General features: G+C 55.5%; 10 protein-coding genes. 3 read left to right on the forward strand and 7 right to left on the reverse strand.

Annotation, left to right across the window (positions count from 1 at the left end; translation table 11 throughout):
- Positions 1–111 precede the first annotated feature (111 nt).
- Both dut and BBPC_RS05930 read right to left on the reverse strand, forming a co-directional pair.
- Positions 112–588 carry a dUTP diphosphatase gene (dut, locus tag BBPC_RS05925; RefSeq protein WP_004220381.1) on the reverse strand — a complete coding sequence of 159 codons (477 nt, stop codon included), beginning with the start codon at positions 586–588 and terminating at the stop codon, positions 112–114.
- Positions 588–881, reverse strand: a complete 294-nt coding sequence (locus BBPC_RS05930; RefSeq protein WP_022245122.1) for a DUF4193 domain-containing protein — start codon at positions 879–881, stop codon at positions 588–590. The genes dut and BBPC_RS05930 overlap by 1 nt, the downstream gene beginning before the upstream one ends.
- A gap of 149 nt (positions 882–1,030) precedes the next feature.
- Between BBPC_RS05930 and sepH the strand changes: the two genes are divergently transcribed.
- Complete coding sequence (sepH, locus tag BBPC_RS05935; RefSeq protein ID WP_004220385.1) at positions 1,031–2,086, forward strand: septation protein SepH; 1,056 nt, start codon at positions 1,031–1,033, stop codon at positions 2,084–2,086.
- Between the two features lie 2 nt (positions 2,087–2,088).
- Here sepH and BBPC_RS05940 read toward each other — a convergent pair whose 3' ends face one another.
- Positions 2,089–3,315: an alkaline phosphatase family protein gene (locus BBPC_RS05940; protein ID WP_171025364.1), complete on the reverse strand. Its 1,227-nt coding sequence runs from the start codon at positions 3,313–3,315 to the stop codon at positions 2,089–2,091.
- 85 nt (positions 3,316–3,400) lie between these two features.
- Between BBPC_RS05940 and BBPC_RS05945 the strand changes: the two genes are divergently transcribed.
- Positions 3,401–6,088: a DNA gyrase/topoisomerase IV subunit A gene (locus tag BBPC_RS05945; RefSeq protein WP_004220388.1), complete on the forward strand. Its 2,688-nt coding sequence runs from the start codon at positions 3,401–3,403 to the stop codon at positions 6,086–6,088.
- Between the two features lie 132 nt (positions 6,089–6,220).
- Here the strand turns inward: BBPC_RS05945 and BBPC_RS05950 are convergent, their stop codons facing one another.
- From BBPC_RS05950 to BBPC_RS05960, 3 genes are read right to left on the reverse strand one after another with little or no spacing between them, the layout of a single operon-like run.
- Positions 6,221–10,834 (reverse strand): DEAD/DEAH box helicase, encoded by a 4,614-nt coding sequence (locus BBPC_RS05950; RefSeq protein ID WP_004220390.1) that lies wholly within the window; start codon positions 10,832–10,834, stop codon positions 6,221–6,223.
- Between the two features lie 29 nt (positions 10,835–10,863).
- On the reverse strand, positions 10,864–11,079 hold the full coding sequence (locus tag BBPC_RS05955) for a helix-turn-helix domain-containing protein (RefSeq protein ID WP_004220392.1): 216 nt from the start codon (positions 11,077–11,079) through the stop codon (positions 10,864–10,866).
- A 1-nt stretch (position 11,080) separates the two neighbouring features.
- Positions 11,081–11,614, reverse strand: a complete 534-nt coding sequence (locus BBPC_RS05960) for a DUF2975 domain-containing protein (RefSeq protein WP_022245125.1) — start codon at positions 11,612–11,614, stop codon at positions 11,081–11,083.
- A 156-nt stretch (positions 11,615–11,770) separates the two neighbouring features.
- Between BBPC_RS05960 and BBPC_RS05965 the strand changes: the two genes are divergently transcribed.
- Complete coding sequence (locus BBPC_RS05965) at positions 11,771–13,258, forward strand: DUF4153 domain-containing protein (RefSeq protein ID WP_138266768.1); 1,488 nt, start codon at positions 11,771–11,773, stop codon at positions 13,256–13,258.
- Here BBPC_RS05965 and BBPC_RS05970 read toward each other — a convergent pair.
- Positions 13,243–14,448, reverse strand: coding sequence for an MFS transporter (locus tag BBPC_RS05970; RefSeq protein WP_004220407.1), 1,206 nt, complete (start codon positions 14,446–14,448; stop codon positions 13,243–13,245). The genes BBPC_RS05965 and BBPC_RS05970 overlap by 16 nt on opposite strands.
- Between the last annotated feature and the right edge of the window lie 30 nt (positions 14,449–14,478).

The raw sequence follows: 14,478 nt of genomic DNA on the forward strand, positions 1-14,478 counted from the left end.
CTCACCGTGCATCCGAGGCATCCGACCGCGTGTTGCACGGCCAAATACCCCCGAAACCATTGAGACGTCAGCGTTTGCCGATTCCTCTGCGACTAAGCCAGTGCGTTCAGCTCAGGAAGCCACGCCTGTGGAACCAAACCCACGCTCAGCGCGATCCGACCCAGGCAGCGTTTCCGCCTCGATGAACTTCGCTTCGACGTAACGCTGAATAACCAGCTGCGCGATACGGTCTCCCGGATGGAACGTCACGGTGTGTTCCGGATCAAGATTGATCAGCGGCACCTTGATCTCACCACGGTACCCCGCGTCGATGGTTCCCGGCGCATTGAGCACAGTCACACCCTGCTTGACGGCAAGACCGGACCGTGGATGCACCAGAGCCACGTAACCCGCTGGAAGGGCGATCGCCACTCCTGTAGGCACCAGTGCCCGCTGGAACGGCTTCAGCGTGACTTCCTCCGTAGTGCGCAGATCAGCGCCAGCGTCACCGGCATGGGCATAATACAATTCCGCCGGATGGTCAGGATCCAGCGACTTTACCAGAACCTCGACGTTTTCCGGTTCGTTATATGCTTCGTCGAACGCCATCAGGCAGCGCACTCCTGACACACCGGCTGACCGTCGTCAGTGGTGTAGGCAAGCTGGCTACGGTGCTTCACCAGGAAGCATTCGGAGCAGATGAACTCGTCACCCTGCATAGGAATGACGGTCACCGAGGCGTCCTCATTGCTGAGGTCCGCACCGGGCAGCTCGTAATCTTCGGCGATGGCGTTCTCGTCATCGTCCATATCGTTGGAAGTGTTCTGGGAGCTCTTGCCCAAAGCCTGGAGCGACTCCTCGTCCTCGTCTTTGTTGCGCGGGGAATCATAATCCTGTGCCATCGAGATTCCTTTCGTCATCTATGGTGCTTATGCGCCATAGGATACATGACTTTTACCCCGCATAGGATACACGAATCGAAATACTCGTAAAATCCGACACGTGGGGCACAATGGAATAAACAGAAATTCTTGAAGGAAAGTGGTGTGTTGTGCCTGGGAATTCACTCGAGGAAGCGCGGTTCGATCATGTCAGCGACACCGGTGAACTCGTCTTTGTTTCAGGTGCCGGAAAGTTCGCTGTAAAGATCGACGAAGCGCTTGAAAGAGCCATTTTGGAGGCCAAGCAGATTCGTTCCGAAGTACAGGAGGAACAGAAGACACGCATCCCACCCACCCTGCCGATTTCGCAAATTCAATCGTTGATTCGCGCTGGCGCCGATCCCGCGCGTGTCGCGGAAAGATATTCGTTAAGCGAAGCGCTTGTTCGGCGTTTCTCGGCTTCGGTCGAAACGGAAAAGCAATATGCGATCGAGCAGTTTCTCGCCGTTCCAGCGCCGAAGGAAAGCCGCGTACGCACGCTTTCCGAACTGATCGAACGCACTTTTGCGGCAGCGCGGGTGCGCTTGGAAGATGTGACTTGGAAGGCCACCAGACTTGGCTTGGAGCCTTGGAAAATCAGCGCTCAGTTCGTCTCCTCCGGTCACAATGTCTGCGCGGAATGGTCGTGGAACATGCACGACAATGCCGTAAGCTGCCTGAATTCCGCAGCACGAAAACTCATTGGAGAACAGGACACGTCGAAAGAAGGACACGCCGAGAAACACGCCGATGAAAATTTTCTCGTGTCACTGAATCTTCCCGGAAATTCCGCACGGTCGGCGCGTATCGAGCAAACGGTGTCCGCATGGAACACGCCCGAGCCGTCCATGCCTGCGGCCCGTCCCGCGGCAGCGCCTTCCGTTCCGATCGCGCCAATCGGCGGCGTGTCTAATGAATCCGACACGCCTGACACGCCGAACGCGCCAGCCATCGCATCCGACTTGCCTCTGCCGAGCCGACCGGAGAACCCTGCTGCAGGAGCCAATACAGCCAGCGCAACAAACACCGACACACGCAATACCGTTCCATCCACGCCGGAGCCTGCTTCGAACATGGCGAACGAGAACCAGACACTTGACCCGCATAGCCAGAACACCACCAAATCGAAGCGGCGTGCCGGACGTTCCGCCGTGCCAAGCTGGGACGAAATCCTGTTTGGCGACTGAAGTTAGGCCACGTCGATCAAGCAGGGAATGTCGGATTCGAGCATGGTGAGCGACCCGTGCACGCTTGGCAGGTGCATCGCCTTTTCTGCTTGCGTACGTGAGTCCACAATAGTGACGACTTTGGCGGCCGATACGATCACATCGCCGATCATCGGTTCGACGCGAGCTTCCACCGGCCCATACACGCCTTCATCCATTGCCTGCGAGCGCGTGCGCACCTGCGCACGGTCCTCCAGCACGCTGCGCCATCGTGTGGCGATGTCTTCTGGATTCTCGCCTTGTTCCGCGTAGAGCATGACGCAACGCGGCTCACCGCCGACATGGGCGACGCCCTGCATGAGCCGCTGATCCTGTGCAATGTCAATCACAGATTCGGGATCAGTGGTGATCATACCGTGGTCCGCCACAATCACAATCAATGTGCCTTTGGGCACGCTGCGGCGGAGAAGGCCGAGCTGAGCGTCAACACGCTCGTACGTGCCAATCCATTTGTCGGAATCCCAACCGTAATTGTGCCCGACCTTATCGGTATCACGCAGATACAGGTACGTCAGTCCGGGCGTTTTTGCCGCTTGCGCCGCGGCTGCAATCCGTTTTCGCGGATCATCGTTGGAAATGTAGTCGCTGCCCCGTAACGCCGCCTGCGTCAACGCGGAAAAGGCGAATTTCGGCAGTCCAGAACTGGTCACTCGAACATCCTGCGCGCTCAGCCGTTCGAAAATGGTCGGTTGTTGCTGCAATTCAAGCGGAGGAATTGCGTTTTTGAAGGAAATCAGCTGGCATATTTCATCGGTTTTCGGATTGAGCTGCGTGTAACCGGTCATACCGGTCATACCGGGGCATGTTCCCGTACCGAAGGTAGACATGGCTGCGACGGTGGTGCTTGGCATGCATGTTGCGATGGGACGTTGATTGGCGGTGTCGTTCATCAGCGCACGCAAGTAGGGGGCATGTCCCAGCCTCATGTTGAGATTCCAGTAGCCGAGACCGTCCACGAGCGCCACAACCACGGAAGTCGCATCGGGAATGCCGAGCGCTCCCTGCAAACGCTTCGGATCAGGATGGACTGCCGTTGGCATGGGGTATCCGATGGCGTTGGAAACAGCAGGAAGTACCGATGACAGGTGCAACGCTCCCCCACGGGTTCCTTCAGATGACACGTCATCGCCGTAGCATGCCGGTTCGGTCATGGTGAGCAGCTCTTCGACGCTTGGCACTTCAACACTCATAATTCCCATTCAAGCACCGCGGCGGTACCGGCTGGTAGCATTGCTAGGTTGATTACCATTACTTTTCCGTGAGGAGATTCACCGCATGGTGTCGCACCGCAAACCGGCAAAACCAGCCTTTGACCCGCGTACGGTCAAAGAGAACATCGTCGAAACACCGTTGAATGAGGAGATGAGCAAGTCGTTCCTCGAATACGCGTATTCGGTGATCTATGCCCGCGCGTTGCCCGATGCCAGAGATGGTCTGAAGCCGGTGCAACGCCGCATCATCTATCAGATGGGCCAGATGAATCTCAATCCTGATCGTCCGTATATGAAATCGGCCCGTGTGGTCGGCGAGGTTATGGGCAAGTTGCACCCGCATGGCGACTCCGCCATCTATGAGGCGATGGTTCGTCTTGCGCAGCCGTTTGCGATGCGATTGCCGTTGGTGGATGGCCATGGTAACTTCGGTTCCCTTGACGACGGTCCTGCGGCCTCCCGTTACACTGAGGCGCGTATGGCCCAGGCAGCGCTTGGTATGAATGCCAATATCGGTGAGAATACCGTTGATTTCACGCCGAATTACGATAACAAGCTGCAGGAGCCGACTGTTTTGCCCGCTGCGATTCCGAATCTGCTGGTCAATGGCGGTTCCGGTATTGCCGTCGGCATGGCCACGAATATGGCGACGCATAATCTGGGCGAGGTGGTTGCCGCGGCCAAGCATCTGATGCATCATCCTGATGCCACGTTGGAAGAGCTTATGCGCTATGTTCCAGGTCCGGACTGGCCAAGTGGCGGCGTGATCGTTGGGCGTAACGGCATTCGTGAGGCGTATGAGACCGGACGTGGCGCGTTGACCACGCGTTCAGTGACGCATATCGAAAATGTGACGGCCCGTAAGAAAGCCATCGTCGTGACGGAACTGCCGTTCATGGTGGGGCCCGAACGAGTGCTGGAACGTATTTCCGAGGGTGTGAAGAATCGCAAGCTGGAAGGTATTTCCGGGGTGATCGACTTGACGGATCGTCATAACGGCACTCGTCTTGTCATTGAAATCAAAACCGGTTTCGATCCGAACGCCGTGCTTGCGCAACTGCTCAAGCACACGCCGTTGCAAGACAATTTCACTATCAACAATGTGGCGTTGGTCAACGGCCGCCCGCACACCATGGGTTTGAAGGAAATGCTTCAGGTGTGGGTGGACCATCGTCGTGTGGTGATTCGCCGTCGTAGCGAATTCCGTAAGAAGAAGGCGTTGGAGCGTCTGCATTTGGTCGAAGGCCTTCTGCTTGCGATGGTCGACATTGACGAAGTGATTCAGGTGATTCGTTCGTCTGACGATGCTGATGCCGCGAAGACGAAGCTGATTGCCGTATTCGATTTGGATGAGATTCAGGCACAGTACATTCTTGACTTGCGTCTGCGTCGTCTGACGAAAATGAGCCGCATCGAGCTTGAGTCGGAACGTGACGATTTGAAGCAACGTATCGAAGAGTTGGATCGTATTCTCGCTTCCGCCGAAGCGCTCGACAATGTGGTGATCTCCGAAATGGATGAGGCCGTCGCCACGTATGGCACGCCTCGTCGAACCGTATTGCTGGATGAGGATGCCGATGGTAAGCTTGTGCCTGTTGTGGCGCATGGTGATGATGGCGTGTCCGCTTCGGCTATGGCCGCAGCCCGTGCCGCCGCAACGGTCTCTTCCGCAGCAGCTGATGTTGCCGCAGCCGCTAAGGCAGCGACGAAGGCCGGTGAAGACAATGCGGCCGCTGTGGCATTGCAGATTGACGACGAACCATGTGCGGTGATGCTGTCGGCCACGGGTTTGATCGCGCGAACCTCCGAAGATGCGTTGGAACGTTGGGAGAATCGTTCTTCTGCCGACAAACGTGTGAGGGACGATCAGATTATTTCGATTTTCCCTACCACCACACGTTCCTCATATGGTTTGATCACATCTGCCGGCCGTCTGATTGTGGCGCATGTCGTGGAGTTGCCGGTTGTGTCTGCGGATGGTCCGCTCCATGTGACTGGCGGCGTCCATGCCGAAGAGTTGATCGGTATGACGGAAAATACCGATCCGATTCGCGGCGAACGCGTGATTGCTGCGATTGCCATGCCAACTGCCGATGATTCCGGTGATCATGCCGCAGAACCTGCTCCTCTTGCATTGGGCACGCGTAATGGCGTGATCAAGCGTTGGAATCGTGAGTCGCCCACCACGATGGATTCATGGAGCATCATCGATTTGAAGGATGACGATGAAGTGCTGGCTGCCGCTGAAGCGCGCGATGAGGATCGACTGGTGTTTGTTTCTACCGACTCGTCTTTGCTGACGTTTGATGCGAAGAACGTACGCCCTCAGGGCCGTACCGCGGGCGGCATGGCAGGTATCCGCTTGGCTGAAGGCTGCTCGGTTGCCGCGTTTGCGGTGATTCCCGCCAACAAGGTGGCTTGGAATTACGAGGAGGGAGACAATGGCCTGTTCTCCGCGTCTGGAGCCGTGGTGTTGACGGTTGCCGGCGATTCCGAAGCACTGCCGGGCACGGAGAATGGTTCAGCGAAGGTAACCCCGTTGGAGATGTACCCGACAAAGGGTCGCGGTACCGGTGGCGTGCGTTCGCAGCGTTTCCTTAAGGGGCAGGATACGTTGATCCTCGCCTTCGTGGGCACATATCCGGTACATGCTTCCACGGAGGGCGGTGCCGGCGTGGAATTGCCGAAGCCGGATATGCGTCGTGACGGTTCTGGTACGGAACTTTCCGCGCCAATCGCCATCGTCGGCTGACCCATTGCAATGTGACGTGCCCGCGTTTTGCGAAGTTTGGAATCGTTTAGGATTCCGTTCGTAGGACGCGGGCATTGTTGTTCCTGCGTTTTCGTCCGCGCTGTCACTATGCATTAGCGATGATGATCTTTTTCAACAGTAAAGTTTCATGCCTTGCGGACTATCGACGAAACCTGCGGCGTAAAGGATTTGCCGGTATTCATTGCGTGCTTTCAATGATGTTCCGTTCATTTCGCTGAAGCTGATGCTGCCGCTGGGTTGGCGCTGCAATACGTAGGCAAGTTCGGCGCATGACGGTCTTAATATTGTTTCGTCTGCGGTGAAGCTGACAATTTTATGGCTTTTTGGTACGGAGAACAGTACCGGTTCGCCTTGTTTGAGCACAATGATGGACCCGGATCTGCGTGCTGGTTTGAGGTAATCCTGTTCTGGCCAGGCGATTGCGGAACCAGTGAGATTGGCGGGATCGATCACGTCGAGCGCAACGCAGGATTGACTGTGCCATTGCGTGTCGCTGCGCAGCGCGTCGACGGTGTCTCGTTCCGCGAATTGTGCCGCGCCAAAACCTTTCACGAACATGCCTCGGACCAGTGTGCCATGTTCTTCCATTCGTTTGAGTACCGGATAGAGCGCTGAAAATCCTCCGGCAATCCGTTCCTTGTCAACCAAAGGAGCGGCAATCACGCCGTATCGGTCCAGTAATGAGTCGATGAGCGCCAGCTCACGCTCCTCTACACTTGCCGTATGCGCCATGCCAATGCCGGTATCGCTGTTTTCGAGCATGCCCGGCTCGATAACACCGTCTAGTGGTTTGTTTGGCATAACGGTTCGCCCGTCGCCACAAGATACTGCGGACCATAATCCACTCAGCGCCAATGGTGTTGGAGGACGCATGGTGACGCGTCTACGCGCGGCACGACGGGGTGCGCGAACGGTTTTGCCTCCGTGCAGAAGCGCTCGTACTGGTGCGAACGAACTGTTCGTCATTTTCCCCTGCCATACCAGTGACCATAAGGCTTCTTCGAACTGCCGCTCGCCCCATGCCGGAAAGATGATTTCGCCCGTTTCGGGGTTCACCTGCGCTTCGGCATGCTCAAGCCAGATGGTTTTTGTCACGGCTGAAAGCAGTTGAATAGGAAATGCTCCGCCACCGCTTAACGCCGTTAACACGGCATCCGGCATGATCAACGTTTCATTATCGTTCAGCTTATCCACCGCCGATTCAGGCTGGTTGAGCAGCAAGGAACCTGCTGGATAGAAGGCGATCTCACCAGCTTCTTTGGCGTTGGATCCACTTGCTTTCGAACCGACCCACACCACATCCGACGATGAGATGAGTTCGTCGAGCATACTAGGCTGATAGTCACGCACACGTGCCGGGAATACCATGGACTCCCATACCGAAGCGTTCAGGAACACGCCTTCCAACTGCTCGATGACACGCATCAGACCATCAACGCCTTCGTAGCGTTCACCTCCAACAGGGCCAACGCCCTGACGATTAAGCAGAAACGCCTGATAGACGCTCGGATCGACCGGTTTGACGGCCTTTCTGGCCTTGGCAAGAGACAATGCTCGAATACGCCGGAAAACATCCTTGTGGAGCCATTGCTGAATATCGTTCTTTTCGGAAGTCTCACCTGAATCAGTGAATCTTCCCTTGATGAGTTCTCCTCGGGCATCCAGTTCATCAAGCGCATGCACCGCCTGAGCCGCGTCAATGCCCAGTTCGGCAATCATCTTGTCAGCGGTGAATGGTCCATGCGTTTTGGCGTATCTTGTTACGCGCCCGCTGATATCTTCTTCGGCGAGATCATTCCAGAATGTTCGCCCAGCAAGCTCGCCCTCCACTTGTGTAATAGCTTCGGCGTCCAACAACGATGCCATATCCGTGCTTCCTAGAAGCCGTTCGAGCACTTCCAGATCCATGGACAGCAACTGCGTGCTTCGTTCGGCTTGGGGCACGTCATACTGGTACATCACCGATCCGACGAAGCCGAACAGCATGTTCTGCGCAAACGGAGAAGGTGTTTCAGTAGTTGCCTCCGATAAAAGTATTGTTCCCGCATGCAGGCCTGTCATAATCGTGCGTAATGCCGGCAAATCATATACGTCCTGCAGGCATTCGCGCGCAGTTTCCAACAAGAGGGGGAAGTTCTTGCAAGTACGAGCCGCATTCAACAGTTGCGCGGCCTTCAACCGCTGCTGCCAGAGAGGCACACGCTTACCGGGACGTGTGCGCGGCAGAAACAGTGATCTGGCCGCACATTCGCGGAATCGAGCCATGTAAAGCACGCTTTCGCCAACTTGCGTCTCAACAGTGCGTTGCAATTCGTCCACGTCGAATAGCAACAGCTCACGTGTAGGCAAATCGCCGTAACCGTCCGGCAATCGTAAAACAATGCCATCGTCGACCGCGTACACTTGACCGTCGAAACCAAACCGCTGTTTGATTCGAGTGGTGATGGCTAACGCCCAAGGCTCATGCACGCGCCTACCATATGGTGAATGGATGATGATGCGCCAATCTCCGCCTTCATCCCGGCAACGCTCCACCACGAGATCACGATCCGAAGGAATCGTACCGGTCGCTTCACATTGCTCGTCAAGCAGTTTGGCAAGATTGCTTATGGCATTATGGTCGAGACCATCTCGCTCCAAACGTTGCGCGGTCTCACGGTTGAACTGTGCTTCCAATACAGTCTGAGCCGTATTCTGATCACCATTCTTTGCTGGTTCACGCCTATGCAATCCTTGGCTGAGCTCACGCGTCAAACGCCCTTGCGCCAATCCGAAACCATAATCACGCCCATCCTGATCCCCATGCCAAAATGGCAAGCGCGCGGTGCGCCCGGGAGCAGGAACCACCACTACCCTATCTCGTGTGATCTCCTGAATCTGCCAGGTGGAAGTCCCCAAAGTGATGACATCTCCCACGCGGGATTCGTATACCATTTCCTCATCAAGCTCGCCCACTCGCCGAGGACCTGGACCAGAGCCCTCTTCTGGAAGCACCACCGCGTACATGCCACGGTCGGGTATGGTGCCGCCACTGGTCACCGCCAAGCGTTGCGCTCCTGGACGTGCGGAAATCAGCTTTGCCTCTTCGTTGTATTGCAGCGGTGGACGGAATGCGGAAAAGCTCTCACTGTTGTAGGCGCCCGTCATCATGCCGATGACAGCGTCGAACATAGACCGGTCGAGATTTTGGAAAGGTGCGGAACGACGCACAAGCTCGTACCAATCGTTCGTGGAAAGATCTTCCATGGCCGCGGCTGCGACGGTCTGCTGTGCGAGCACGTCCAGAGGGTTGCGGGGCATATGCAATGGTTCTATAGCCCCTTCCCTCATGCATTCCATGCTGGTTGTTACGCCAATAATCTGTTGGCGGGTTATGGGGAAGAACAACGCGTGCGAGACTCCGCCGACATTGTGGTCGGCACGGCCCACTCGCTGCAATCCCGATGCGATCGACAATGGGGCGGCCACCTGAACCACGAGATCCACCGAACCCATATCGATGCCGAGTTCCAGGCTGGAAGTGGCCACCACGCAACGTAATTCGCCGCGTTTTAACTGTTCTTCGATCTGTTTACGTCTATCTTTTGACACGGACCCGTGATGAGCCATGGCAATCGCATCAATGTCTTCATGCGATTCAACCAGCATGGTGGTGGATCCTACCACCGAGTCATAGTGCCCGGCAAATTGCTCGCGGCCCTCCGGTGAGCCCAAGTCACGGTGCTCACTCAGATCAGTTGCCACCGTGCCCTGTTTCGACTCCGCATACATGTCGTTGAGCCGTGCGGTGAGCTTCTCCGCCAGTCCACGCGAGTTGACAAATATCAATGTGGTTCGGTGCCGCAACACCTCGTCGAGAATGGACCGTTCAATGACCGGCCATACCGAACCGCCTGTAGCGCTGGTGTCGAGCATATTGCGCAATGGTTCCACGGCTTTTAAATCCATGGCCGGAACAGCGCCGGGGTTCACCACCGTTACCGGTTGCGAACCACCGAGAAACCGTGCTACTTCCTCAACGGGATTAACGGTTGCCGAAAGCCCTATGCGTTGCACTGGATGCCCAATCAACTTATCAAGGCGTTCGAGGCTGACAGCGAGGTGCGCGCCGCGTTTTGTACCTGCGACCGCATGAATCTCGTCGACGATCACCGTCTCCACGCTCGTCAATATGCTGTTCGCCTTGGAGGTGAGCAGCAGGAATAGTGATTCCGGCGTGGTGACGAGAATATCCGGCGGATGGCTGACGATTCTTCGACGTTGTTCAGGTGTGGAGTCGCCGCTGCGCATGGCCACTTCGACATCGGGGATGGGCAGCTCCATCGCCTCATACTGCTGGGAAATTCCCTGCAATGGCAGTTCAAGGTTCTTCGCCACATCAGCGCCAAGCGCCTTCAGAGGCGAAATGTATAGCACTTTGACGCCACGCTTCGTTTTCTTGCGGGAGCCTTTCCCTGCAGCTTTTTGTTCCGCATGGCTCTTGGCTGCCGCGATTTCGCCATGAACATCCACTCCTGCGGAACGCGTCCCGCCCGCCATAAGCCGGTCAAGAGCCGAAAGGAACGCACAAAGGGTTTTACCCGACCCTGTGGGCGCCACAACGAGCACGTTCTCGCCGGAATGGATGGCCGGCCACACCTGCTGCTGGACTTCAGTGGGCCGACTGAACGCATGTTTGAACCATGCCTTGGTCGGCTCTGAAAACAGGTTCAAACATTCGTACATACGTTCGATGATCGCATTACCGCAAGACGTTATTCATCTTCGTCGGCAACCCATTCGAGCACATCTCCCGGTTGACAACATAACGTCTCGCATATGGTATCAAGCGTGGAAAACCGTATCGCCTTGGCCCGCCCGTTCTTCAACACCGAAACATTGACCGGCGTTATGCCTATAGCCTCCGCCAGCTCATTGACGCTCATCTTCCTTTTGGCGAGCATCACATCAAGGTTCACACGAATGGCCATATCAGATCACCGCTGCCAGTTCATCACGCTGTTCGATGGCCTGCATCAACAGCGAGCGCATCACCACCATCAACAGTTCGAACGCCGCGATCAGTAGAAGCGCCGCCACTCCGACCGCCAGCACGACGTATGGAAACATTTGCCCGTCAACCCCCATCGCAGCCATCAGAAAGCGTGAAGGCGACAACCAGATTTGACCGACCATCACGGCGAGCACCAGCATGCCTTCAATCCCCGCATATACGAGAATGTGATTCACCCAACGCATGGCCTTGCCGGAAAAGACATCACGTTTTTCAACCAAGGTCAGCAATCTCCACAGCGGCACCAACGCGAACTCGAAGCAAGCGACAATCAGCACTGCGGCAACCGCATACAGCCAATGCATCGAGTCAGCGTCGGCATACTTGGAAGCAACGCCAGCGGATGCCGCAATCGCACTGAACTGCAGTCCGAGGCAGCATATTGCAATTATCACAATCAGCACACGCAATACGCCAATCACCATGGAACGTTTCGCTGCGGAATTCGGCATGATATCCGTCTCCTTCAATCCAATAAACCTGAATATCGATAATAATCTATCGATATTCGATATGCAAATCTTGTGAAAGTATGTTAGTCGATATTTTTCTATCGTTTTTCGATATGTACGATGACGTCCAACATATCTCAGAAAGGAATCATTATCATGCCGGAACCAGCCAACACTTCCCCATCGCAGACTTCGCAATCCCAACAATCATCGCCATTACCAGAAGCACAAGAAACCCAAGAAACACCAAAAACACAAGGGAGCCAGCCAACACATGAACCATCCGCGCATCAGGAGGAACAACCTTTGGCGAAACCCAAAATCACGCGGGAAGAAATAGCGCAACGCCCCCTCAACAAACGCGCGGTCATCACCATTGGCGCTGCATTTCTCATCACTTTCGCATTCGACCGTCTGATCTGCAGCATACCTCCGACATGGCTTATCGGATATGAACTGCCGGTTTTCTGGATCATCTGTGCTCTTACCGTAACCGCGCTGCACTGGAAAACCGCACGAAAACAAGTTCTTGTTTGGCTTGTTTTGGGAAGCATCGTCGCCATTGGCGTGTGGAATACACTCGCTCAGTCGACCTGGTGCTATTCGAGAAATGACGAGTACGCGCTCACCACGCAATTCGTTCAACCGGCGTTGCTTATGCTGCACTGTCAGCTGGTCAACGGGCGTTACGATGTTCGCCGTCCACTTCAAGTTGCCTGGAATTGGCTTACCGGCTGGTTGCAGCAGCCGTTTATTCACATTCGCGATTTTGCGGAACCGTTTTCCGTCATATTCGCAAGATTTGCAGTCGCGTCGAAGCAACGTTCGAAAGCGCGCGAAATCGGCATTGCGCTACTGATTTCCACTCCATTACTTCTGACGATCGTACCATTGCTCATCGGAGCCGATCAAATAGTTCAATATGAAGTGCTGAACGTTTTCAGTGATTTCAACCCGATGACGATCACTCTGCACATCATGTTCATCGTGTTGCCGTGGCCTTTGCTGTTCTCACTGCTTATTGGACTCGACGATGAACCCACTTCCACGCCTCCGGAGCAACGATTCTCCCTCAGCTCGGTAACTGCGTTCGTGGTATTGGCCGTGACTTTGACTGTGTACATGCTGTTTTGCATCGTACAGATCCGGTTCCTGTTCGCAGGATTGTTCACCGATGGTTCGATCGCACTGCCAGACGGATTGACCTATAGCGAATACGCACGCGGCGGATTCTTTCAACTGCTGGCAGTCACGGCCATTAATGTGACGCTATTTGGTTTGGCGATCGCACTCGCGCCACGTACGCGCATGCTCAACGCGGCACTGGTAGCATTGCTGGCGTTAACCGCCGTCATTCTAGCTTCGGCGGCGCTTCGGTTAGGACTGTACATCAACGCATACGGTTTGACTTGGCTGCGGTACCTTTCGGCGTCATTTATCGCCCTGCTTGCGATCGCGATTCTGCTATGCCTTATTCGCCTGAAAATACGACAACTGCCATTGGCTGCAACCATGACCGCACTGCTTATCGTATGGTACGTGGCGCTCGGCTTCAGCAACCCGAACCATATATGCGAAATCCACAATGCGGCTCATGGTATCGCAATGGCAATGGCGACAACACCGTATCAGTCGATGGTCTGACCAGCGCACTTTTTACGCAGGCTCTCGTGCATGATCATCATCAGCACCAGGAAAGCCAACATGTACAGAGGGAACCACAGCACACTGATATGCTGTGCGATCAAGCCGAATACCGGCGGCATGCACATCGAGCCGACGTATGCGCATGCCATTTGCATGCCGACGATCGCCTGCGATTTGTCTTCGCCGAAATATGCCGGCGTGGAATGAATGACGCACGGGTAGATCGGTGCGCAGCCAAGACCGACAATCATCAGTCCCATAATGGTGCCGATATTGCGAGGCAGCGGCAGCAACATGATGACGATACCGGTCAGCACCAGCGCCTGCCCCAGGCGAATCATGGCCGGATCATTAAACTTCATGGTCAGAAAACCACTCGCCAAGCGACCCACGGTGATGCCGATGCAGAACAGGCTGGCCCACATAGCCGCCGTGGTCTTATCGATGCCCTTGCCAAGCGCCATGTAGCTACTAGCCCACAGCATGGCCGTCTGCTCCAATGCGCAATAGCAGAAGAACATCACCAGGATTTCTTTGGCGCCACGAATGGCGAGCACACCTCGCACACCAAGCGGTTTGCGAGTTTCATCATTGGCCGTTCCGTCGGATTCGCCGGAAACTTCGCCCGTCTTTACCTCGGAACGCTTCTTCCACAGTGGCAGACTGAAAATAAGAATGGCGGTGAGCACAACCTGCAGTATGGAGATATAACGGTAGCCCCACGACCATCCTTGGCCGGCGCCCAAGGCGAATCCCATGATGTATGGGCCAGTCAACGCGCCAATGCCCCACATGGCGTGAAGCCAGCTCATGTGACGGCTCTCGTAGTGGATCGCCACATAGTTGTTGAGGGCCGCGTCAACGCCGCCCGCACCCAAGCCGTACGGAATGGCAAGCAGAATCAGCACCCAATAGTTAGGAGCAACGGAAAAGCCGAACAATGCCAACGCCGTCAACGCCACGGAAACCGCAGTGACCTTGCCCGCACCAAAACGCAAGGTCATACGATCGGAAAGCAACGCGGAAACAATGGTGCCAGCGGAAATCGTCATGGAAATGCCGCCAGCCCACGAAATGGGAGCACCCAAATCGACACTCATCGTCGGCCATGCGGCACCCAGTACCGCATCCGGCAGGCCAAGGCTGATGAACGCCACATAAATCACCGCAAGCAAAAGATTAACCACGCCCTACTCCTTCTTGATCGGTAGCCGCAG

It is taken from the genome of Bifidobacterium pseudocatenulatum DSM 20438 = JCM 1200 = LMG 10505 (assembly GCF_001025215.1).
GTDB classification, from domain to species: Bacteria; Actinomycetota; Actinomycetes; order Actinomycetales; family Bifidobacteriaceae; genus Bifidobacterium; species Bifidobacterium pseudocatenulatum.